The sequence below is a fragment of the Aureimonas sp. Leaf427 genome (assembly GCF_001425485.1).
GTDB lineage: Bacteria > Pseudomonadota > Alphaproteobacteria > Rhizobiales > Rhizobiaceae > Plantimonas.
Window position 1 is genome coordinate 42,159 of the sequence record NZ_LMQW01000012.1, and the last position, 22,987, is coordinate 65,145.

Consider the following 22,987-nt stretch of genomic DNA (forward strand, 5'->3'; position numbering starts at 1 on the left):
CCGGATCGGCTTGCTTCGCGCGTGAGATCTCAGCCCATGCGCTCGGAGGCGTATCCGCCGGGGCTGGCGGGGAAGACCACGGTGCGGTTGCCGTTCTGGAAGACGCGGTGGTGGATGTGGGCGTGGATCGCGCGCGACAGGACCTGCGCCTCCACGTCCCGTCCGATCGTCACGTAGTCGGCCGCCGACTGCGCATGGGTNCGTCGGCGGGCACCTTGTCGACGACGGTGAGCCGCGTCGGGAAGGTCGTGCCGTGCTTCGCGCGTGAGATCTCAGCCCATGCGCTCGGAGGCGTATCCGCCGGGGCTGGCGGGGAAGACCACGGTGCGGTTGCCGTTCTGGAAGACGCGGTGGTGGATGTGGGCGTGGATCGCGCGCGACAGGACCTGCGCCTCCACGTCCCGTCCGATCGTCACGTAGTCGGCCGCCGACTGCGCATGGGTGATGCGCGCCACGTCCTGCTCGATGATCGGGCCCTCGTCGAGGTCGGCCGTCACGTAATGGGCGGTCGCCCCGATCAGCTTCACGCCGCGGCCATAGGCCTGCTTGTAGGGATTGGCGCCCTTGAAGCTCGGCAGGAAGGAATGGTGGATGTTGATGATCCGCCCCGACATCTCCTGGCACATGCGGTCCGAAAGGACCTGCATGTAGCGCGCCAGCACGATCAGCTCGGCCCCGGTCGAGCTCACGATCTCCATGATCCGCGCTTCGGCCTCCGGCTTGTTGGCCTTGGTCACGGGGATGTGGTGGAAGGGAATGTCGTGGTTCACGACGACCTTCTGATAGTCGAAATGGTTCGACACGACCGCCACGATGTCGATCGGCAGCGCGCCGATCTTCCAGCGGTAGAGAATGTCGTTGAGGCAGTGGCCGAAGCGCGAGACCATGAGGACGACCTTCGTCGGCGTCGTGGAATCGTGGAAGGCGTAGGTCATGGCGAAGGGCTCGGCGACCTCGGGGAAGCCCGCTTCCAGCTCGGCGAGCGAAACGCCCTCCTCCGAGACGAGGCCNGGAATCGTGGAAGGCGTAGGTCATGGCGAAGGGCTCGGCGACCTCGGGGAAGCCCGCTTCCAGCTCGGCGAGCGAAACGCCCTCCTCCGAGACGAGGCCGACGCGCATGAAGAAACCGCCGGTGTCGAGATCGTCGAACTGCGCGCTGTCGACGACGTTGCAGCCCTTGGCCGCGAGGTAGGTGGAGATCGCCGCGACGATCCCGCGGGTCGACCGGCAGGTCACGGTGAGAACCAGGGAGAGCGGAGGCTTCGCCGCGCCGTCCGCCCGAGGCGCGGAGGCGGTGTTCGGGCGGGCGGATGCTTCAGACATCGAGGGTCGTCTCCCGCTCCCAGGCGGTGAAATGGCTGCAGAAGCTGTTCCACTCCTGCCGCTTCAGCTTGAGATAGGCGGCCGAGAACTCGGCGCCCATCGCGGCCTGAAGCCCCTCGTCCTTCTCGTATTCGCGCAGCGCGTCCAGAAGGTTCAGCGGCAGCTTCGGCGCGTCCGTGATCGTGTGCCCGTCGCGATACATGTCGATATCGTGGTGCGGGCCGGGATCGGCCTTGGTGCGGATGCCGTCGAGCCCGGCTGCGATGACGATCGCCTGGAGGAGATAGGGGTTCACGGCGCCGTCGGGCAGCCGAAGCTCGAAACGGCCGGGGCCGGGCACGCGCACCATGTGGGTGCGGTTGTTGCCCGTCCAGGTGACGGAGTTCGGCGCCCAGGTCGCGCCGGAAATCGTGCGCGGCGCATTGATGCGCTTGTAGGAATTGACCGTCGGATTGGTGATCGCGGCGAGCGCCGAGGCGTGTTTCATGATGCCGCCGAGAAAGGTGCGGCCCTGTTCGGAGAGCCCGAAGGGCATGGCCTTGTCGGCGAAGGCGTTGGCCGTGCCGTCCGTGTTCCAGACCGAGACATGGCAGTGGCAGCCGTTGCCGGTCAGGCCCTTGAAGGGTTTCGGCATGAAGGTCGCGCGGAGCCCGTGCTTCTCGGCGACGGACTTGACCATGAACTTGAAGAAGGAATGCTTGTCGGCCGTCTGCAGCGCGTCGTCAAACTCCCAGTTCATCTCGAACTGGCCGTTCGCGTCCTCGTGGTCGTTCTGGTAGGGCTTCCAGCCGAGCGCCAGCATGTGGTCGCAGATCTCGGCGATGACGTCATAGCGGCGCATCACGGCCTGCTGGTCGTAGCAGGGCTTCTCGGCCGTGTCGTATTCGTCGGAAATGGTCTTGCCGTCGGGCGAGATCAGGAAGAACTCGGCCTCGACGCCGGTCTTGACGCGCAGGCCCTCCGCGGCCGCCTCCGCGACCAGCTTCTTCAACAGGACGCGCGGCGCCTGATCGACCGGCTTCTCCTCCATCACGCAATCGGCCGCGACCCAGGCGACCTCCGGTTTCCAGGGAAGCTGGACGACGGAGGCGGCATCGGGAACGGCGAAGAGGTCGGGATGGGCCGGCGTCAGATCCAGCCATGTGGCGAAACCCGCAAAGCCCGCGCCGTCCTTCTGCATGTCCGCGATCGCCTGCGCCGGCACGAGCTTGGCGCGCTGTCCACCGAAGAGGTCGGTGTAGCTGATCATGAAATACTTGACGCCCTTTTCGGCGGCATAGGCGGTGAGATCGGTCGTCACGGAGGTCCCCTCGGGTGGCTGACTTGTGGGAAGGTGGGAGCGATCCGACCGCTCCCCCCGAAGCCGGCCGTATCCGGCGGTCGTTCGGTCAGAAGCCGGCTTTGCCGGGGTACCATTCCGTGCCGGCCAGCGGCACGCGGGCCATGGCGGCAGCTTCGAGGGTCAGGGCGCAGAGATCCTCGGGCTCGAGATTGTGCAGATCGTTGTGGCCGCAGGCGCGCGCGATCGTCTGCGCCTCCAGCGTCATGACCTTCAGATAATTGGCGAGGCGCCGGCCGGCCGCGATCGGATCGAGGCGCTTGGCGAGCTCGGGGTCCTGCGTGGTGATGCCGGCGGGGTCCTTGCCCTCGTGCCAGTCGTCGTAGGCGCCGGCGGTCGTGCCGAGCGCCTGGTACTCGGCCTCCCATTTCGGATCATTGTCGCCGAGCGCGACGAGCGCCGCCGTGCCGATCGCCACCGCATCGGCGCCGAGCGCCATGGCCTTGGCCACGTCCGCCCCGTTGCGGATGCCGCCGGAGACGATGAGCTGCACCTTGCGGTGCATGCCGAGATCCTGCAGCGCCTGCACGGCCGGGCGGATGCAGGCGAGGATGGGCTGGCCGACATTCTCGATGAAGACGTCCTGCGTCGCCGCCGTTCCGCCCTGCATGCCGTCGAGCACCACGACGTCGGCACCCGACTTCACGGCGAGCGCCGTGTCGTAATAGGGCCTGGAGCCGCCGACCTTGACGTAGATCGGCTTCTCCCAGTCGGTGATCTCGCGCAGCTCGGTGATCTTGATCTCCAGATCGTCCGGCCCCGTCCAGTCGGGATGGCGGCAGGCCGAGCGCTGGTCGATGCCCTCCGGCAGGTTGCGCATCTTGGCGACGCGCGGCGAGATCTTCTGCCCGAGCAGCATGCCGCCGCCGCCGGGCTTGGCGCCCTGCCCGACCACGACCTCGATCGCGTCGGCCCGGCGCAGGTCCTTGGGGTTCATGCCGTAGCGGGACGGCAGATACTGGTAGACGAGCACGTCGCTATGCCCGCGCTCCTCGTCCGTCATGCCGCCGTCGCCCGTCGTCGTCGAGGTGCCCGACAGGCTCGCGCCGCGCCCGAGCGCCTCCTTGGCATTGCCGGACAGGGCGCCGAAGCTCATGCCCGCGATGGTGATCGGGATCTTCAGGTGGATCGGCTTCTTGGCGAAGCGCGTGCCGAGCGTGACCGAGGTGTCGCAGGTCTCGCGGTAGCCTTCGAGCGGATAGCGCGAGATCGAGGCGCCGAGGAAGAGAAGGTCGTCGAAATGGGGCACCTTGCGCTTGGTGCCGCCGCCGCGAATGTCGTAGATGCCCGTCGCCGCCGCGCGGCGGATTTCCGCCAGCGTGTGGTCGTCGAAGGTCGCGGACTTCCTCGGCGGCGTATGCGGGTTGTGATAGCTCATGTCCGCGTCCTGAAGCTCATCGTGTCTCTGTCGGGTCCGGGCGGCGCCTCGGACCGATCCTCGTGCTGCCGCTCGTCTGCGTCGGCGCCGCTAGTCAGCGTCGGCGCCGCTAGTAAGCGTCGGCATTGTCGATGTTGAACGTGTAGAGGCGGCGCGCCGAACCGTAGCGCCTGAACTCCTCCGGCCGGACGTCCTCGATGCCGGCCTTGGCGAGAAGGCCGGCCAGGATGTCCAGATGCTCCGGCCGCATCTCCTTCTCGATACAGTCGGCGCCGAGACTCTTCACGGAGCCGCGCACGAAGAGGCGGGCCTCGTAAAGACTGTCGCCCAGCGCGTCGCCCGCATCGCCGAGAACGACGAGATTGCCCGACTGCGCCATGAAGGCCGACATGTGGCCGATCGAGCCGCGAACGACGATGTCGATGCCCTTCATCGAGATGCCGCAGCGCGAGGCGGCATTGCCCTTGATGACGAGGAGCCCGCCCTGCCCGGTCGCGCCCGCATATTGCGAGGCGTCGCCCTCGATGACGACCGTGCCGGACATCATGTTCTCCGCCACGCCCGGCCCGGCCGAGCCCTCGACGGTGACGGTGCCGCCGTCGTTCATGCCGCCGCAGTAATAGCCGACGGAGCCTTTCACCTCGACGCTCAAGGGGCCGTCGATGCCGACCGCGATGGCATGGCCGCCACGCGGGTTCAGCACCTCGAAGGCGGTGTCGTTGGCCCCGGCGGGGACGGCATGGAGCGCCTGGTTCAGCTCGCGGAGCGGGGTGACGGCAAGGTCGAAGACGGGCATGGCGAGGTCCTGCGCGGAAGGGCTCGGGTCGAAAGGGCGGCGGATCAGGCCGCCTGGCGGTGGTCCCAGAAGTAGACGGTCGCCGGCTCGGGCTCCCAGACGCGGGCGGTCTCGATGCCGGGCAGGTTCACCAGCGCGCGGTATTCCGAGCCGAAGGCAACGTACCGGTCGGTCTCGGCCATGACGGCGGGCTTGCAGGCGACGGGATCGCGCAGGACGCCGAAGCCCGATTGCGTGCCGACGACGAAGGTGAAGAAGCCGTCGAGATCGTCGAGCGCGCCGGACAGCGCCTGTCCGAGATCCTTGCCCTCGTTCATCTCGGCCGTCAGGTAGGCGGCGGCGACCTCGGTGTCGTTCTGCGTCTCGAAGCGCATGCCCTTGCGCACGAGTTCGCGGCGCAGGTTGTTGTGGTTGGAGAGCGAGCCGTTGTGGACGAGGCACTGGTCGGCGCCCGTCGAGAACGGATGCGCGCCCATCGTCGTGACGGCCGATTCCGTCGCCATGCGGGTGTGGCCGATGCCGTGCGTGCCCGACATGGAGGAGACGCCGAAACGGGCGACGACGTCCTTGGGAAGCCCGACCTCCTTGTAGATCTCGACGCTCGCGCCCGCCCCCATGACGCGGATCGTCGGCGAGATCGCGGTCAGGGCCGCGCGGGCGGCGTCCGCATGTTCGGCGCCCATGGTGACGACGGCATGGGTGCTCTTCACCGCGACGCGCGCGGTGCCGGCGGTGGCGGGGCCGAGCTTCTCGGCAAGGCCCGCGAAATCGGCGTCCGGCCGGGCCGACTGGATGGTGATCTTGGTCAGGCCGTCGGCCTTGCCGCCGTAGATCGCGATCCCGGCGGAGTCCGGCCCGCGATCGGTCATGGTGATCAGCATGTCGGAGAGGAGCGCGCCGAGCTGCGGCTCCAGAGTCTTATCCTTCAGGAACAAACCGACGATGCCGCACATGGCAAATCCTTCCGATCGGGTGGCATGCCCCTTTATGCCGGATGACGGTCGTCTCGGCAATCGGTAGGAAACAATTTTTCTTCTCAGGCAATCACTGCGCCGGCTACGTGTCAGTCGGCGGCCGTTCCCGGCTGCGGGTAGCAGATGATGGAGAGGTAGCGGCAGGGCAGCGTCACGAGCTGCTCCGGCCCGTGCGGCGCGTCGGCGTCGAAGAAGAGGCTGTCGCCCGGCTGCATCTGGAAGAGGTGCGAGCCATGCCGGTAGACGACCTCGCCCTCCAGCATGTGCAGGAACTCCATGCCCGCATGCTGGAAGGTCGGGAAAACGTCGGATTCTTCCGTCAACGTGATGAGATAGGGCTCGACGGTGACGCCGCTCGTGTTGCCGTCGATATGGCCGAGGAGGTTGTACTGATGGCCCGCCCGCGTGCCCCGGCGCTCCAGCTCCACGCCCTCGCCGCTCTTGACGAAGACCGCCCGGCGCTCGTCCTCGAACCGCCGGAAGAAGGCCGTCAGCGGCACGCCCAGCGCGCGGGACAGGGCCTGGAGCGTCGTCAGGGAGGGCGAGATATTGCCGTTCTCGATCTTCGACAGCATGCCGAGCGAGATGCCCGTCGCGGAGGCGAGATCGCTGACGGTGATGCCGAGCTTCTTGCGGAAGGCGCGGACCTCGTGGCCGATGGCGAGCTCGAGATTGTTCTCCTTGGGCTCCCGGACCGCGTGGGGGTCCTGGCGCAGAGCCTGCACGGCGCCTTTGGGAACCGGCCGTTCCGTCGGCTCGGGCGCGGGGTTCTCTTCGAGGGTCTTCTTCATCGCAAAAAGGCGGCCTTCGCGGGCAGGGTCCGGGCCGCGCGGCCGACGGATGGGATCATTCGCCGATGAAGACCACCAATTCCCGAAAATGACAAATCCGCTGCCCGGGCCGCCCGGGCGTCGGAGCCCCAAGGGAACCGCCTGCCTCGAAAAGGACAGTGCGAAGAAATTATGTTTCCTTTCACGAAATTCTTTTGACAAGCGTTTCCGTGCGGAACATGATCCCTGCAACAGCCGACCGCCGATGGGTCGAAACCGCCGATCGGCGAGCAATCGCCCTTCGGATCGCACCGACATGAAGACGAGACCTCCGCGTCGCCGCCCTTCCAGCGGATTTCGGAGGTCGTGACGTTCCGGCATGTCCAGCACTTCGTCTGCGGACGATGCGGAACCGGGTCGTTATTCACAAGCCATACATGTGAGCGAGGGAGCGGTGCCCGCGATGTCGACGGTGACGATCAAAGACGACCTTTCATCTTCCGGAAAGCTGCACCGCAGCATCGACTGGACCGGGGCCTTCTGGGTCGCGAGCGGCGTTCCCGCCCTCGTCCTCTTCTCGATCGGCGGCATTGCGGGAACGGTCGGAAACCTCGCCTTCGCGGTCTGGATCGTCTCCATGATCATGGGCTTCATCCAGTCCTTCACCTATGCCGAGATCGCCGGCCTCTTTCCCAACAAGTCCGGCGGCGCCTCGATCTACGGCGCCTCGGCCTGGGTGCGCTACGCCAAGCCGATCGCGCCGCTCTCGGTCTGGTGCAACTGGTTCGCCTGGTCGCCCGTCCTCTCGCTCGGCTGCTCGATCGCCGCGGCCTACATCCTCAACGCGCTCGCCCCGGTTCCCGCGCTCGACAGCGCCTCGGTCGCGGGCTGGATCTCGGCCAACGGCGCGGCGCTGACCGTTCCCGATGCCGAGAAGGCGGCCGCCGCCGTGACGGCGCTGACGCCCTCGATCCGCACCTGGACCCTCTTCCAGACCACGCTCGGCCCGGTGTCGCTCTCGCTGAACGCGGCCTTCTTCATCGGCGCGATCCTGATGCTCGCCACCTTCGCGATCCAGCATCGCGGCATTCTCGGCACGGCCAAGGTGCAGAAGTATATCGGCCTCATCGTCATCATTCCCATGGCGATCGTCGGCATCGTGCCGCTGTTGAACGGCAGCGTGAACTGGTCGAACTTCTCGCCCTTCGTGCCGCTCGCCGCGGCCTATGCGCCCGAGCCCGGCGCCTGGAACGTCACCGGCTGGACGCTCGTCCTCGGCGGCATGTTCATCGCGGCCTGGTCGACCTACGGCTTCGAGACGGCGGTCTGCTACACCAGCGAGTTCCGCGATCCCGGCCGCGACACGTTCAAGGCCATCTTCTTCTCCGGCCTCCTGTGCCTCGCCCTCTTCAGCCTCGTGCCCTTCACCTTCCAGGGCGTGCTCGGCCTCGACGGCATGCTGGCGACGCCGATCGTCGACGGCTCGGGCGTGGCGGCGGCCATGGCGCACATGGTCGGCGGCGGCGCCTTCATCGAGAGCCTGCTCGTCATGCTGATGATCCTGGCGCTGATGCTCTGCCTGATGACGGCGATGGCGGGCTCCTCGCGCACGCTCTACCAGGGCTCCGTCGACGGCTGGCTCCCGAAGTATCTCAGCCATGTCAACGAGCACGGCGCCCCGACGCGGGCCATGTGGACCGACCTCGTGGTCAATCTCGTCGTGCTCGCCATCGCCTGCGCCGATGCGACCAGCTTCTTCTTCATCCTCGCCGTCTCCAACTGCGGCTACATCATCTTCAACTTCCTGAATCTGAATTCGGGATGGCTTCACCGGATCGATTCCGGCCATGTCCTCCGCCCCTACCGGGCGCCGACGATCCTGCTCGTGCTCGGCGGCGTCTTCGCCTTCGTGAACGTCGTCTTCATGGGCGCCGGCGCCAAGGTCTGGAACCCGTCGGCGCTCTGGGCGGGGCTCATCACCGCCGCGCTCATCGTGCCCGTCTTCTGCTACCGCCACTACATCCAGGACCGCGGCCAGTTCCCCGCGCAGATGCTGGAGGATCTCGGCGTCAAGCCGGGCGAGCGGATGGTGCGCAAGGCGGGCATGCTGCCTTACCTGACCCTCGCCGCCGGCGTCGCCACCGTGCTCGTGTCCAACTGGTTCTTCCAGATCTGACAGGCTCGCTCAAAGCGTGGCGCGGGGCATCTCCCGCGCCACGCCTCAACGGCATTCGCAGAGACCCGACCATGCAGCTTTCCGACATCAAGAGCCGCCCGCTCTATGCCAAGCTCCGGCTCCAGCCGAAGGCGCGGCACCATCTCCTCGCCTGCGAGGGCGAAGGCGCGCTCGCCGCGGAAGAGGCCTTCGCCGGAGCGGGCGAAGCGCTGGCGCGCACGACGATCGTGTACCGGCCGGGGGCAAGCGCCTCGAAGCATCACCAGCATCGGCTCGCCGCCCTTTCCCCCGAGGCGCTCCACGTTCTGCCCTCCGGCGAAACGGCGATGATCCGGCTCGCCGCGCTCCTCGCCAAGGCGACGATGGGCACGCATCTCTATCTCGCCGGCACGGAGGACTTCATCGGCGAGGCGCGGCGCGTCGCCGCCGAAAGCGGACTCACCGAGGATGCCGTGCAGTGCGAGCATCGCGGCGCCCTGTCCCGCCGCGTGCAGTGCGTGCACTGCAAGGGCTTCACGGCCGAGGTCGTGGCGAGCCCCGTTCCCTGCAGCCATTGCGGTCTGGCGCTCCTCGTGCGCGATCACTATTCGCGCCGCCTCGGCGCCTTCATGGGCGTGTGCATCGATGCCGAGGCGCCCGGCGAGATTCCCGCCGCGGAGGCGTTTCCGGCATGAGCGGCGGCGTCGAATACAAGGTCCGCGTCGTGGAGGCCGAGCCCGTCTCGTCCTCGGTCCGGCGGCTGCGCATGGAGCGGATCTCGGGCGGGGACCTGCCGCCCTATTCGGCGGGGTCCCACACGGTGGTGACGCTGGAGACCGGCGAGCGCCGCGTGAAGAACGCCTATTCCCTGCTGGCCGGCACCCTCGCCGGCGGCGCGGCCTACGAGATCGCCGTCCAGCGCAGCTTGCACTCGCGCGGCGGCTCGGCCTTCATCCACGACCGCGTGGCGGTCGGCACGGAGCTGACGCTCTCGGCGCCGGTCAATCTCTTTCCGGTCAACCGCACAGCGAAGCGCCACGTCCTCGTCGCCGGCGGCATCGGCATCACGCCGATCGCGGCGATGGCCGAGGAGCTGGCCGCCGCCGCCGCGCCCTACGAGATCCACTACGCCATGCGCGACGAGGCGAGCGGCGCCTTCGCGGAGGCGCTCGCGGCGCGGCATGGAAAGCGCCTGCGCCTCTACGTCAGCGCGCGCCGGGAGAGGCTCGCCGTGCGCGACGTCCTCCTCCACCAGCCGCTCGGCACGCATCTCTACGTCTGCGGCCCCGAGCGCATGATCGAGGGCATGCTCGGCGACGCGCGCGAGGCGGGCTGGCCGGAGCGCGCGCTCCATGCCGAGCGCTTCCTCGCGCCCGAGGGCGGCGACCCCTTCGCGCTCCGGCTCCAGCGCTCCGGCCTGTCGCTCACCGTCGGCGCGCACCAGACGCTTCTCGAAGCCATCGAGGAGGCCGGGGTGGATGCGCCCTATCTCTGCCGGGGCGGGGCCTGCGGACAATGCGCGACGGCCGTGCTCGCCGCCGACGGCACGCTGCTCCACGCCGACCACTACCTGTCCGATGCCGAAAAGGCGGCGGGGACCACGATCATGACCTGCGTCTCGCGCCTGTCGGGCCGCGAACTCGTCCTCGACCTTTGAACGGAGGCGCTGCCGTGCCGACCCTGTCCTTCAAGTCCGAAACCTTCCGCGACGACTTCACCTTCTCCAACAGCCCGCAGGCGATCCGGCGCTTCCCGTTTCCGTTCGATCAGGACGCGTACATGTACAGCGTCAACATCGAGCAGCACGTCCCGAACGCCGCCCGCTCGACGACCGACTTCCCGATCGACATCGACGAGCACTACGTCGCCGAGATGGAGGACCGGGCCCTCGTCCTGAGAGAGGACCCGCTGCGCTGCCAGTCGCTGCCGCACATGATGACGGCGGAATGGGATCTCATGGAACTCCTGATGACCTCGATGGCCGAGGCCTATCCCGAGCACTTCTCCCTCGCCCGGACGGGCGAGCGCTGGCACTGGATCAACCGGCCGCTCGGCATCGAGCAGAGCTTCACCTTCGGCGACGCGGCCACCCTGCCGCAGGGGCCGATGGAATACGTCACGCGCCAGTGCCAGGGCGACTTCTGCCTGCTCGACCAGCGCGAGGACAATCTCTGGATGGATGCCGGCATGGTGACGACCCAGGCCGACTGGTCGCTCGATTTCGATCTCGGCATGAACTTCATCGAATGGCACGGGCCGGTGCCGCTCGCCCACGATCTCGGCGTCTTCGACAGGGCGTTGAAGTTCCTTCTCAACCTTCAGCAGGGCCGCCCCGTGCGGCGCCTGAACTGGACGATGACGATCAATCCCCGCCTCGATACGAGCCCGGAGAACTACCACCTCTGGGGCATCGACAAGGCGAGCGTGACGCCGGACAATGTCGGAGAGAAGGTTCACCTGCGCGTCGAGCTTCAGGCGCTCTGGCGCCTGCCGCGGTCGAACGCGATCGTCTTCTCGATCCGAGGCTATCTGATCAGCCTGGACGAGCTGGCGACGCAGGCGAAATGGGCGCGCCGTCTCCACCGGGTGCTGAAGAGCCTGCCGCCGGAGATCGTCGGCTACAAGGGCCTCGGCCGGTTCCGCGACACGGCGATCGACTGGCTGGCGGCCCGCGACGACGGGGCGGCGACCTCGCCCGGCTTCGGGCCGGACTGAGCCTCCCCGCCCGACGCCCCTTCCAACGAACCCGACGACGCCTTTCGAACCGGAGGAACATCGATGACCGCATCCTGGAGATTTTCGGCTCTGGCGGATCGCCACCGCACCCTCGGCTCCAAGCTCGAAGACTGGAGCGGCATGGGAACCGCCTGGTCCTACGAGGGAAGCGCCGAGGCGGAATATGTCGCGATCCGCACCAAGGCCGGGCTGATGGACGTGTCCGGCCTGAAGAAGGTCCATGTGACCGGCGCCCACGCCTCCCATCTCCTCGATCTCGCCACGACGCGCGACGTGGAGAAGATCTATCCCGGCAAGTCGGCCTATGCCTGCATGCTGAACGAGGCCGGCAAGTTCACCGACGACTGCATCCTCTACCGCACGGGACCCAATACCTGGATGGTCGTCCACGGCTCCGGCACCGGGCACGAGGAGCTGCAGAAGGCGGCGCTGGGGCGGGACGTCTCGATCCGCTTCGACGACAATCTGCACGACCTCTCGCTGCAGGGGCCGCTCGCCGTCGACTATCTCGCCCGGCACGTCCCCGGCATTCGCGACCTCAACTACTTCCATCACATGCAGACGCAGCTCTTCAAGCTGCCGGTGATGATCTCGCGCACCGGCTATACCGGCGAGCGCGGCTACGAGATCTTCTGCCGCGCGCAGGATGCCGGCACGATTTGGGACCGCATCCTGGAGGAGGGCCGCGAGATGGGCATCATCCCCTGCCGCTTCACCACGCTCGACATGCTGCGGGTCGAAAGCTACCTGCTCTTCTACCCCTACGACAATTCGCAGAAATACCCGTTCGCGGGCGAAGGCCCCGGCGACACGCTCTGGGAACTCGGCCTCGACTTCACGGTCAGCCCCGGCAAGACGGGCTTTCGCGGCGCCGAGGAGCATTACCGCCTGAAGGGCCGGGAGCGCTTCAAGATCTTCGGCGTGAAGCTCGACGGAATGGAGCCGGCCGACGAGGGCGCACCGATCTTCCGGGGCGACAAGCAGGTCGGCGTCGCCACCTGCGGCATGGCCTCGCCGCTCGCCAAGGCCTCGATGGCCATCGCCCGCCTCGACGTCGACTGCGCCGTTCCCGGCACGGAGCTCTCCGTGCAGAACGCCTCCGGCCCGATCCGCGCCGTGGCGGCGACGCTGCCCTTCGACGATCCGAAGAAGCTGAAACGCACCGCGAAGGGATGAACTACCGAGGTCGGCGCGAGGCGCCCCTCTCTGCCCTGCCGACCGTAACGAGACCGATCTCCCCCTCGAGGGGGAGATGCCGGCAGGCAGAGGGGGGCGCCGTCGAGCGCTCCTTCAAAGCCAGATAGCCGCCGAGCCGCCGAACCCACGACATCCGCTCGCCCCGCGGGCCATCCGGATCAGGAGACCATCATGCCAAAACGTGTCGCCGTCATCGGTGCGGGTCCGAGCGGGCTCGCGGTGCTTCGGGCCTTCGAGAGCGCGCGGCGTGCGGGGGCCGAGGTGCCGGAGGTCGTCTGCTTCGAGAAGCAGTCCAACTGGGGCGGGCTCTGGAACTACACGTGGCGCACGGGTCTCGACGAGTTCGGCGAGCCCGTCCACGGCTCCATGTACCGCTATCTCTGGTCGAACGGGCCGAAGGAATGCCTGGAATTCGCCGACTACTCCTTCGAGGAGCATTTCGGCCGGCCGATCCCGTCCTATCCCCCGCGCGCCGTCCTGCACCACTACATTGCCGGGCGCGTCGAGAAGAGCGGCGTCCGCTCCTATATCCGCTTTCTGACGCCGGTTCGCTCGGTCGTCTGGTCCGAGGAGAGGCAGACCTTCTCGGTGACGGTGAAGGATCTCGCCAAGGATCTGCACTACACGGAAGAGTTCGACGACGTGGTCGTGGCCAACGGCCATTTCTCCGTACCGAACGTGCCGTACTTCCCCGGCATCGAGAGCTTCCTCGGCCGCGTCATGCACGCCCACGACTTCCGCGCCGCCGACGAGTTCGCGGGCAAGAACATGCTGATGATCGGCTCCAGCTATTCCGCCGAGGACATCGCCACCCAGTGCCACAAATACGGCGCGGCTTCCGTCACCTTCAGCTACCGCACCAAGCCCATGGGCTTCGAATGGCCCGAAAGCTTCGAGGAGAAGCCGCTCCTGGAACGGCTCGTCGGCAAGACCGCGCATTTCATCGACGGCACGACGAAGCAGGTGGATGCCATCGTGCTCTGCACGGGCTACCAGCACGCCTTCCCCTTCCTGCCCGACGATCTGCGCCTCAAGACCAACAACCGGCTCTATCCGCTCGGCCTCTACAAGGGCGTCGTCTGGGAGGGGAACCCGCATCTCTTCTACATCGGCATGCAGGACCAGTATTATACGTTCAACATGTTCGACGCCCAGGCCTGGTATGCGCGCGACGTGATCCTGGGGCGCATCGCCCTGCCCCCAGCGGCCGAGCGCGAGGCCGACATCAAGGCTTGGCGGGCGCGCGAGGAAGCGCTGCAGAACCCGTTCGAGGGCATCGACTTCCAGACCGACTACGTGCGCGATCTTCTCGCGGCCACCGACTATCCTTTCCTCGACGTCGACAAGGTGGCCGAGCTCTTCAAGGAATGGGAGCACCACAAGGTCGAGGGCATTCTCACCTACCGCAACCGCGCCTATCCGTCCGTCCTCACCGGCAACCTCGCCCCCGTTCACCACACGCCCTGGATGGACGCGCTCGACGACTCGCTGGAGACGTTCCTGGCGATCAAGGAGGCGGCGGAGTAGGATTAACGTCAAAGAGGACGATCGTTCGCGCGAGGCGCCCCCCTCTGCCTTGCCAGGCATCTCCCCCTCAAGGGGGAGATCAGTCTCGTCACGAACATCGCAGCTGCCGATCTCCCCTTGAGGGGGAGATGTCCGGCAGGACAGAGGGAGGCGCCGTGGAGCGCTCGCCCTGCAAAGCTTCCGCCGGACGCCCCCGCCCGGCCCCATCAACCCGAGGGAGGACGGCATGACGATCTGGATGGGCGATACGGGCGCTGCGGCGATCCCCGCCCCGGCGCTTCGCCCGACCTCGGCCGTCATCCGCGGCGGCGGGGGGCGGCTCTTCGCGCTGAAGGCCGGCGACCGGATGGTCGTGCGCGATGCGGAAGGGCTCCAGCCCGCCCTCCTCTACGGCTTCGGCGCGCCAGACGCGCTGCGCGGCCTGCCCGGGCGCCCGGCGCCCGGTCTCCCAGCCGCGCTCGCCGCGACGAAGCTCGTCCTTCCCGCTTTCCCGGCGCTCTCGGCGGAGCCTGCCCTCTCGGCTGATCTCTTCGGCGACGGCGCCCCGGCCGGGGCCTCCCTCACGCTCGAAGCCAGCGGAGATCTTCTCTGCCTCCTGCTGGCGCCCGGCGGCGCCATGGCGCCGGATGCGCAGGACACGCCGACCGATCTTCTGGTCGAGATCACGCCGAAGGTGGAGCGCACCGGCGAGATCCCGCCGCCGCTCGATCCCGCCCTCGTCCTCGACCGACGCATTCTCGCGGCGACGGCGGCGGCCTACGAGGTGAAAGCCGGGCAATACATCCAGATCATCGACGTCGACGGGCGCCAGTGCTCGGACTTCCTCGCCTTCGACGCGGCGGAGTTGAAGGCCGGGCGCGAATACGACCTCGACCCGACGACGACGCGCACGCTGATGGGCTCCAGCTTTTCCGGGCCGGGCCTCCATTCCAAGTATTTCGACAGCCGCATGCGCCCGCTGGTCGAGGTCGTGCACGACACGGTCGGGCGCCATGACACGTTTCTCCTCGCCTGCACGGCGAAATACTACGAGGACATGGGCTATCCCGGCCATTCCAACTGCACGGAGAACTTCAACAAGGTGCTCGCCCCCTTCGGGGTCTCCGAGCGGCAGGGCTGGCCGGCGATCAACTTCTTCTACAACACGTTCGTCGACGCCCATGACAGGATCGCGATGGACGAGCCCTGGTCGCGGCCGGGCGACTACGTGCTCCTGCGCGCGCTGACCGATCTCGTCTGCGCCTCCTCCTCCTGCGCGGACGACATCGACCCCGCGAACGGCTGGATGCCGACCGATATCCATCTGCGCGTCTACGATGCCGCCTGCCAGTTCCAGAACGGAAGCGCCCACCGGATGACCCCCGACGCCGAACCCCGCATGAGCCGCGAAAGCGGCTTCCATCCCCGCACCTCCGCCCTCACCCGCAGCTTCGAGGACTATCGCGGCTTCTGGCTGGCCAGCAGCTATGCGCAGGCCGGGCCGATCGAGGAATACTGGGCCTGCCGCGAGCGCGCGGTCGTCACCGATCTCTCGGCGCTGCGCAAGTTCGAGATCACCGGCCCCGATGCGGAGGACCTCCTGCAGCTCGCCGTCCCGCGCGACGTGAAGAAGCTCGCGGTCGGGCAGATCGTCTATACGCCGCTCTGCTACGAGCATGGCGGCATGATCGACGACGGCACGATCTTCCGCATGGGCGCCCACAACTTCCGCTTCGTCTGCGGCGACGAGTTCTCGGGAACCTGGCTGCGCAGTCTTGCCGAGAAGCACGGGCTGAAGGCCTTCGTGCGCAGCTCCACCGACCAGCTGCACAATCTCGCCGTCCAGGGGCCGGCCTCGCGCGGAATCCTGAAGCGCGTGGTCCGAACGCCGCCGCACCAGCCGACGCTGAACGAGCTGCAATGGTTTCGCTTCACCATCGGCCGGATCGCCGACCGCCCCATCGTCGTCTCGCGCACCGGCTATACGGGGGAGCTAGGCTACGAGGTCTGGTGCCATCCGGGCGACGCCGTCGCGGTCTTCGATGCGATCATGGAAGCGGGCCAGCCGGACGGGCTGACCCCGATGGGGCTTCTCGCCCTCGACATGGTGCGCATCGAGGCCGGGCTCGTCTTCGCCGGCTACGACTTTTCCGACGAGACCGACCCCTTCGAGGCCGGCATCGGCTTCGCCGTTCCCAAGGCGAAATCCGACCCCTATGTCGGCGCCGACGCGATCGTCCGGCGGCGCGACAACCCGCATCGCCGGCTCGTCGGTCTCGAGATCGAAGGCAACGAGCCGATCGGCCATGGCGATGCCGTCTATCTCGGACGGGCGCGGACGGGCGTCGTGACGAGCGCGACGAAGTCGCCGATCCTCGGCAGGTCGATCGCTCTCGCCCGGCTCGACGTCTCGGTTTGCGCCGCCGGAACGCGGGTGGAGATCGGGAAGCTCGACGGGCACCAGAAGCGCATCGCGGCGACGGTCGTGCCCTTCCCGCACTACGATCCGCAGAAGACGCGCGTTCGCACGCCGGCCCCGACTGAGGCGGAGGCGAGCGGCATCGCGCCCGAGGGCGATCCGGCCTCCACGGCGAGCGACGATCCGCGCGGCGCGGTCAATCGCGGGGCGTAGAGCCGGACCGCGCTTCAGGCGCCCCCGCCCGCCCGCGCGCGACGAGCCGCGCCGGGCGGTTCGCCGAAGGCCTCCAGATAGCGGCGGGACAGGTGGCCGGCGCTGGAGAAGCCGGTCGCGAAGGCGATCTCGGCCAGCGAAAGCGGGCTCTGCGCGACGAGGCGCCGGGCCTGTTCGAGCCGGATGCCGCGATACTGCGCGCCGAAGCTCGAGCCCATATGCTCGGCGAAGAGGCGGTCGAGATGGCGCGGCGAGACCCCGGCAAAACGCGCCATCGCATCGCGCGTCAGCGGCGCCTCGATCGTGCCGATCATCTTTTCCAGGACGGCGACCAGAACCGGGTGATGGACGCGAAAGCGCTCCGACAGCGAGGCGCGCTGCGGCCCGGCCGCGCCGGAAACCTCGGTGTGGAGATACCAGTCGGCGACCCGGCGCGCGAAACCGGCGCCCATGCGCTCGGCGATCAGCGCGTGCATCATGTCGAGCGGCGCGACGCCGCCGCCGCAGGTCAGCCTGTTTCCGTCGATCACGAAGCGCGCTTGTTCCGGCCGAAGCGTCGGAAAGGCCTCGATCAGCGCCGGCGCATGCTCCCAGTGGACGGTGAAGCGGCGCCCTTCCATGAGCCCCGCCGCCACCAGGAGATAGGGCCCGCCGGAAATGCCGCCGATGCGCACGCCATCCGTGGCGGCGCGGCGAAGGCTCGCATGGACCTCCGGCCGGTTCCAGTCCCTCGGGCCGCCGCCCGCGCAGACGAAGAGCATGGACAGGCCGGAGCCCCGGCCCGGCAGGGGCTCGGCCGGCGCCGCCATGCCGGAGGACGACGGCACCGGGTCGGCCTCGCCGAAGACGCGGATGCGGTAGAGATCGCGGCCGGCGATGAGGTTGGCGGCGCGGAAGGGCTCGCTGGCGGAGGCGAACGACATCAGCGCAAAGCCGGGCACGAGGATAAAGCCGATCTCCTGGATCGTCGGGTCGCCGTTCATGTCCCAAATCGTGCTCGATCCGTCCCATTCGTGCAAGCGCGAGGGGCCGGCCGGAGCGCATAAAGGGGGGACGCCGAATGGAGCCCGCCCGTCCCATGCGCTATTCCGCCCTCTCGGTCTTCCTGAACGGTCTTCGCGGCAACGGCCACTGGGCCGAGGCCTGGCGCAGCCCGGAGCCGAAGGCGCATTACGACGTCGTGATCGTCGGCGGCGGCGGGCACGGACTGGCGACGGCCTACTACCTCTCCAAGACCTTCGGCATCCGCAACATCGCGGTGATCGAGAAGGGCTGGCTCGGCTCCGGCAATATCGGCCGCAACACGACGATCATCCGCTCGAACTATCTCCTGCCCCGCAACAACCCGTTCTACGAGCTGTCCATGAAGCTCTGGGAGGGCCTGGAGCAGGACTTCAACTACAATGCCATGGTCTCGCAGCGCGGCGTCCTGAACCTCATCCATTCCGACGCGCAGCGCGACGCCTATACGAGGCGCGGCAACGCCATGCGCCTGCACGGCGTCGATGCCGAGCTTCTCGACCGCGAGGCCGTGCGGGACAAGCTGCCCTTCCTCGACTTCGACAATGCGCGCTTTCCCATCAAGGGCGCGCTGATGCAGCCGCGCGGCGGCACGGTGCGGCACGACGCGGTGGCCTGGGGCTATGCGCGGGGCGCCGACAGCCACGGGGTCGACATCATCCAGAATTGCGAGGTGACGGCGATCCGGCGCGAGAACGGGCGGATCGCGGGCGTCGAGACGACGCGCGGCTTCATCGGCGCGGGCAAGCTGGCCCTCGCCACGGCCGGCCATTCCTCGGCGACGGCGGCCATGGTGGACATGGTCCTGCCGCTGGAGAGCCATGTGCTCCAGGCCTTCGTCTCGGAAGGGCTGAAGCCCTTCATCGACCAGGTCGTGACCTTCGGCGCCGGGCATTTCTACGTCTCGCAGTCCGACAAGGGCGGGCTCGTCTTCGGCGGGGACATCGACGGCTACAATTCCTATGCCCAGCGCGGGAATCTGGCGACCGTGGAGCATGTCGCGGAAGCCGGCGTCGCGATGATCCCGGGCCTGTCGCGGGTGCGGGTGCTGCGCTCCTGGGGCGGGGTCATGGACATGTCGATGGACGGCTCGCCCATCATTGACCGCACCCATATCGACAATCTCTACCTGAACGCCGGCTGGTGCTATGGCGGCTTCAAGGCGACGCCGGCCTCCGGCTTCTGCTTCGCCCATCTGATCGCCAGGAACGAGCCGCACGAGACCGCCCGCGCCTTCCGGCTCGATCGCTTCCGGCGCGGCCACGCCATCGACGAAAAGGGCCAGGGCGCCCAGCCGAACCTCCACTGAACGAGCGGCCCTTCCCTTTCCCGCCTCCCCATCCGCCGAAGCACCCGAGCAGGACACGAACGACATGGCGAGCCTCATCCGCTGCCCCCATTGCGGGGCACGTCCGAAGGAGGAGTTCACGATCCGGGGCGCCGCGCTGGAGCGGCCGGCGCCGGACGCCTCCGACGAGGCGTGGTACGCCTATGTCTATCTGCGCGAGAACCCGCGCGGGGCCTATGACGAATATTGGCACCACAGTTCGGGCTGCCGCCGCTGGCTGATCGTCTCGCGCAACACCATCACCCACGAAAGCTCGGGCGTCCGCGACGTCGCGCTCGGCACGGCGGCGGAGATGCCGGCATGAGCGCCCGCCGCCTGCCCTCCGGCGGCCGGATCGACCGCACGCGGACGATCCGCTTCACCTTCGACGGCGAGGCCCTGACCGGCCATCCCGGCGACACGCTCGCCTCCGCGCTTCTCGCCAACGGGCGCGTGCTGATGGGGCGGTCCTTCAAGTATCACCGGCCGCGCGGCGTCGTCACCGCGAACTCGGCCGAGCCGAACGCGCTGGTGACGGTCGGCGCGGGCGGGCGGCGGGAGCCGAACAGCCGGGCGACCATGGTGGAGCTGCACGACGGGCTCGACGCCGTCAGCCAGAACCGCTGGCCCTCGCTGGAAAGCGATATCGGCGCGGTGAACGGCCTGCTATCGCCCTTCCTGTCGGCGGGCTTCTACTACAAGACCTTCATGTGGCCGGCCGCCTTCTGGGAGAAGGTCTACGAGCCCTTCATCCGCCGCGCCGCCGGGCTCGGCACGGCCAGCTACGAGGCCGACCCCGACCGCTACGAGAAGGCCTTCGCGCATTGCGACCTTCTCGTCGTGGGCGCCGGCCCCGCCGGCCTCGCCGCCGCGCTGACGGCGGGCCGCGCCGGGGCGAGCGTCATCCTGATGGATGAGAACGCGGAGGCCGGCGGCTCGCTGCTCCACGATCCCGCCCGGATCGACGGCCGACCCGCCTCCGCCTTCGCGGCCGGCCTGCTGGGCGAGCTGGCAAGCTTTCCGAACGTGCGCGTCGTCCCGCGCACGACCGTCTTCGGCTGGTACGACGACATGGTCTTCGGCGCGGTGGAGCGCACGGGCAAGCATCTGGCCGCGCCCATGCCCGGCCATCCCGCCGAGCGCCTCTGGCGCGTCGTCGCACGGCGGGCGATCCTTTCGACCGGTGCCGAGGAGCGCCCGCTCGTCTTCGGCGGCAACGACCGGCCGGGCGTGACGACGGCCGAGGCCGCCATGGCCTATGCCGGGCGCTATGGCGTCGCCGTCGGGCAGCGCGTCTGCGTCTTCGCCAATTCCGATGCGGGCGCGCGCACCGCCGCGACGCTGGAAGCCGCCGGCATCGAGGTCGCGGCGCTCGTCGATTCGCGGACGGACGTGCAGACCCCGGCCGTCGAGGCCCGCCTCTACAAAGGCGCCACCGTCACCGGCACCGCCGGCCGCCGGGCGCTGCGCTCCGTCACGATCCGCCGGAACGGCGCGGAGGAGGTCGTCGAGGCCGATGCGCTCGCCATGTCCGGCGGCTTCAGCCCGCGCATCCATCTCGCCTGCCATCGCGGCGGCAAGCCGCGCTGGAGCGAGACGCACGCGGCTTTCCTCGCGCCGGACGGCCTCAGGGGTCTGACGCTCGCCGGCGCATCGACGGGCGCTTCGACGCTGGCCGCCTGCCTTGCGGAAGGCTCCGCCGCCGCTCTCGATGCGCTCGGCGACCTCGGCCGCTCCGGCACCGCGCCCGAATTCGGCGCCATCGAGAACGATGCTTCGGCTCGGCCGGCAAAGCCCCTCTGGCGCGTGCCGGCGGCGAAGGGCAAGGCCTTCGTCGACTTCCAGAACGACGTGCATCTCGGGGATCTCGGTCTCGCCGTTCGCGAGGGCTTCGGCCATGTCGAGCTGGCCAAGCGCTACACGACGAGCGGCATGGCGACCGACCAGGGCAAGCTGTCCAACGTCAACGCGATCGGCATTCTTGCCGAGGCGCGCGGCGTCTCGCCGGCCGAGGTCGGCACCACGACCTTTAGGCCCTTCTACACGCCCGTCTCCTTCGGCGCCCTGACCGGCACCGCGAAGGGCCGCCATTTCCAACCCGTCCGCCGCTCGCCGCTCCACGGCTGGGCGGAGCTGAACGGGGCGGAGTTCGTCGAGACCGGGCTCTGGTATCGCTCGTCCTACTTCCCGCGCGCGGGCGAGACGGGCTGGCGCCAGAGCGTCGACCGGGAGGTGCTCACCGTGCGCGAGGCCGCCGGGCTTTGCGACGTCTCGACCCTCGGCAAGATCGAGATCTTCGGCCGCGACGCCGCCGAATTCCTGAACCGCGTCTATTGCAACGGCTTCCTGACGCTGGCCGTCGGCCGGGCGCGCTACGGCATCATGCTGCGCGAGGACGGCATGGTCTACGACGACGGCACGACGAGCCGGCTCGGCGAGACCCACTTCCTGATGACGACGACGACCGCGCTCGCGGCCGGCGTCATGACGCATCTGGAATTCTGCGCCCAGACGATCTGGCCCGAACTCGACGTGCGCATCGCGTCGGCCACCGACCAGTGGGCGCAGATGTCGCTGGCCGGGCCGAAGGCGCGCGAAATCCTTTCCGCCGTCGCGGACGAGGACGTCGCCGACGAGGCCCTGCCCTTCATGGCCGCGCGGGAGGCGAGCTTTCTCGGCGGAGAGATCCGGGGCCGGCTCTTCCGCATCTCCTTCTCCGGCGAGCTCGCCTACGAGATCGCGGTGCCGGCCGCCTTCGGCGAGGCGATGGCGGACGCGCTGATGGAGGCAGGCGCCGCGCACGGCATCTGCGCCTATGGCACGGAGGCGCTCGGCGTGCTGCGCATCGAGAAGGGGCACGTCACCCATGCGGAGATCAACGGCACGGTGACGCCGGCCGATCTCGGCCTCGGCAAGATGGTCTCGGCGAAGAAGGCCGACTTCATCGGCAAGCACATGCTGGGACGCGAAGGGCTGCTCGCGCCGGACCGGCCGCGCCTCGTCGGCGTCCGGCCCCTCGACCCCGGCCAGAGCTTCAGGACGGGCTCGCACATCCTCGCCAAGGGCGCCGAAGCCACGCTCGAGAACGACCAGGGCTATGTCACGTCGAGCTGCTTCTCGCAGACGCTCGGCTCGACCATCGGCCTTGCCCTCGTCGTGAACGGGCCGGAGCGCCATGGCGAGGAGGTCGTCGCCTGGAACGGCCTCGCCGGCCAGTTCACGCCGGCCGTCCTCGTCGATCCGGTGTTCGTCGATCAGAAGAACGAGAAGCTCCATGTCTGAGATCGCAAGCCGACGGATCGCGCCCCGCCCCGCCCTGCCGCAGGCGCCGCTCGGCGGGCCGGGCTCGGCCCTCGTCCTGGCCGCACTGCCGGAGGGCCATGTCCTGCAGGCGCTCGCGGAACCGGCGGCGGACGATGTGAGCACCCGTCTCGCCGGGATCGGCGACGGCGGCCCCTTCGCGGTGCGCCCCCTCTCCCCCGGCCAGTGGTTCGTCGTCGGGGACGCGCCGCTGTCTCCGGCGGCCCTTACCGAACGGGCGAGCGGGATCGCCGATGTCGCGGCGCTCAGCGATCAAAGCAGCGGCCGCGTGCGCATCGCGCTTCGCGGTCCTGCCGCCGAAGCGGTGCTCTCGCGCGGAACGGCGGTCGACGTGTCGCGCATGGCCTTCCCCATCGGCCGCTCCGCGCAGACGCTGTTCGGCCATATCGGCATCCACCTCACCCGCGTCGGGGAGGATGCGTTCGAGCTGATGGTCCTGCGCAGCTTCGCGACGAGCCTCTGGGAGGAGCTGCGCGATCTCGGAGAGCCGCATTTCGGCGGGTCCTGAAACGA

At 68.6% G+C, this 22,987-nt stretch carries 17 protein-coding genes and 3 pseudogenes; 11 read left to right on the plus strand and 9 right to left on the minus strand.

The annotated features are described in order from the left end of the window. Nucleotides 1–29: 29 nt before the first annotated feature. The 8 genes and pseudogenes from purU (ASG62_RS26335) to ASG62_RS08460 all read right to left on the minus strand — a co-directional run. Nucleotides 30–200 (minus strand): annotated as a pseudogene (gene purU, locus ASG62_RS26335) (formyltetrahydrofolate deformylase); the annotation flags it as partial. Between the two features lie 72 nt (nucleotides 201–272). Further along, nucleotides 273–1,010, minus strand: a pseudogene (locus ASG62_RS08435) (formyltetrahydrofolate deformylase); the annotation flags it as partial. 1 nt (nucleotide 1,011) lies between these two features. Continuing rightward, nucleotides 1,012–1,248, minus strand: a pseudogene (gene purU / locus ASG62_RS27535) (formyltetrahydrofolate deformylase); the annotation flags it as partial. A 67-nt stretch (nucleotides 1,249–1,315) separates the two neighbouring features. Then, nucleotides 1,316–2,623 carry a type III glutamate--ammonia ligase gene (gene glnT, locus ASG62_RS08440; protein ID WP_056687796.1) on the minus strand — a complete coding sequence of 436 codons (1,308 nt, stop codon included), beginning with the start codon at nucleotides 2,621–2,623 and terminating at the stop codon, nucleotides 1,316–1,318. Nucleotides 2,624–2,711: 88 nt separating this feature from the next. Continuing rightward, a complete protein-coding gene (locus ASG62_RS08445) occupies nucleotides 2,712–4,040 on the minus strand; it encodes an FMN-binding glutamate synthase family protein (protein ID WP_056687798.1) in 1,329 nt (442 codons plus the stop codon). A 109-nt stretch (nucleotides 4,041–4,149) separates the two neighbouring features. Beyond that, on the minus strand, nucleotides 4,150–4,836 hold the full coding sequence (locus ASG62_RS08450) for a GXGXG domain-containing protein (protein WP_056687801.1): 687 nt from the start codon (nucleotides 4,834–4,836) through the stop codon (nucleotides 4,150–4,152). A gap of 44 nt (nucleotides 4,837–4,880) precedes the next feature. Beyond that, nucleotides 4,881–5,789, minus strand: coding sequence for a class II glutamine amidotransferase (locus tag ASG62_RS08455; RefSeq protein WP_056687804.1), 909 nt, complete (start codon nucleotides 5,787–5,789; stop codon nucleotides 4,881–4,883). Between the two features lie 110 nt (nucleotides 5,790–5,899). After that, a complete protein-coding gene (locus tag ASG62_RS08460; protein ID WP_056687807.1) occupies nucleotides 5,900–6,601 on the minus strand; it encodes a helix-turn-helix domain-containing protein in 702 nt (233 codons plus the stop codon). Between the two features lie 442 nt (nucleotides 6,602–7,043). Here ASG62_RS08460 and ASG62_RS08465 point away from each other — a divergent pair, with 442 nt between their 5' ends. The 7 genes from ASG62_RS08465 to ASG62_RS08495 all read left to right on the plus strand — a co-directional run bounded on the left by ASG62_RS08465 (nucleotide 7,044) and on the right by ASG62_RS08495 (nucleotide 16,806). After that, nucleotides 7,044–8,756 (plus strand): APC family permease, encoded by a 1,713-nt coding sequence (locus ASG62_RS08465; protein WP_056687811.1) that lies wholly within the window; start codon nucleotides 7,044–7,046, stop codon nucleotides 8,754–8,756. Between the two features lie 71 nt (nucleotides 8,757–8,827). Then, nucleotides 8,828–9,430 (plus strand): dimethylamine monooxygenase subunit DmmA family protein, encoded by a 603-nt coding sequence (locus tag ASG62_RS08470; protein ID WP_056687814.1) that lies wholly within the window; start codon nucleotides 8,828–8,830, stop codon nucleotides 9,428–9,430. After that, nucleotides 9,427–10,392 carry a PDR/VanB family oxidoreductase gene (locus tag ASG62_RS08475; RefSeq protein WP_056687817.1) on the plus strand — a complete coding sequence of 322 codons (966 nt, stop codon included), beginning with the start codon at nucleotides 9,427–9,429 and terminating at the stop codon, nucleotides 10,390–10,392. The genes ASG62_RS08470 and ASG62_RS08475 overlap by 4 nt, the downstream gene beginning before the upstream one ends. 14 nt (nucleotides 10,393–10,406) lie before the next feature. Further along, nucleotides 10,407–11,450: a heme-dependent oxidative N-demethylase family protein gene (locus ASG62_RS08480; protein WP_056689323.1), complete on the plus strand. Its 1,044-nt coding sequence runs from the start codon at nucleotides 10,407–10,409 to the stop codon at nucleotides 11,448–11,450. A gap of 63 nt (nucleotides 11,451–11,513) precedes the next feature. Continuing rightward, nucleotides 11,514–12,647: an aminomethyltransferase family protein gene (locus ASG62_RS08485; RefSeq protein ID WP_056687820.1), complete on the plus strand. Its 1,134-nt coding sequence runs from the start codon at nucleotides 11,514–11,516 to the stop codon at nucleotides 12,645–12,647. A gap of 192 nt (nucleotides 12,648–12,839) precedes the next feature. Beyond that, a complete protein-coding gene (locus tag ASG62_RS08490) occupies nucleotides 12,840–14,195 on the plus strand; it encodes a flavin-containing monooxygenase (protein WP_056687823.1) in 1,356 nt (451 codons plus the stop codon). A gap of 226 nt (nucleotides 14,196–14,421) precedes the next feature. Further along, nucleotides 14,422–16,806: a DUF1989 domain-containing protein gene (locus ASG62_RS08495; RefSeq protein ID WP_082536854.1), complete on the plus strand. Its 2,385-nt coding sequence runs from the start codon at nucleotides 14,422–14,424 to the stop codon at nucleotides 16,804–16,806. Between the two features lie 14 nt (nucleotides 16,807–16,820). Here ASG62_RS08495 and ASG62_RS08500 read toward each other — a convergent pair whose 3' ends face one another. Further along, nucleotides 16,821–17,789, minus strand: coding sequence for a GlxA family transcriptional regulator (locus tag ASG62_RS08500; RefSeq protein ID WP_056687826.1), 969 nt, complete (start codon nucleotides 17,787–17,789; stop codon nucleotides 16,821–16,823). Between the two features lie 95 nt (nucleotides 17,790–17,884). Between ASG62_RS08500 and ASG62_RS08505 the strand changes: the two genes are divergently transcribed. From ASG62_RS08505 to ASG62_RS08520, 4 genes are all read left to right on the plus strand, one after another. Further along, entirely contained in the window at nucleotides 17,885–19,135 is a 1,251-nt protein-coding gene (locus ASG62_RS08505; protein WP_056689325.1) for a sarcosine oxidase subunit beta family protein, read from the plus strand. 64 nt (nucleotides 19,136–19,199) lie between these two features. Continuing rightward, a complete protein-coding gene (locus ASG62_RS08510) occupies nucleotides 19,200–19,478 on the plus strand; it encodes a sarcosine oxidase subunit delta (protein ID WP_056687829.1) in 279 nt (92 codons plus the stop codon). Then, nucleotides 19,475–22,435 carry a sarcosine oxidase subunit alpha family protein gene (locus tag ASG62_RS08515; protein ID WP_056687834.1) on the plus strand — a complete coding sequence of 987 codons (2,961 nt, stop codon included), beginning with the start codon at nucleotides 19,475–19,477 and terminating at the stop codon, nucleotides 22,433–22,435. Before ASG62_RS08510 ends, ASG62_RS08515 begins: the two co-directional genes overlap by 4 nt. Further along, a complete protein-coding gene (locus ASG62_RS08520) occupies nucleotides 22,428–22,982 on the plus strand; it encodes a sarcosine oxidase subunit gamma family protein (protein WP_056687836.1) in 555 nt (184 codons plus the stop codon). The genes ASG62_RS08515 and ASG62_RS08520 overlap by 8 nt, the downstream gene beginning before the upstream one ends. Nucleotides 22,983–22,987 lie beyond the last annotated feature (5 nt).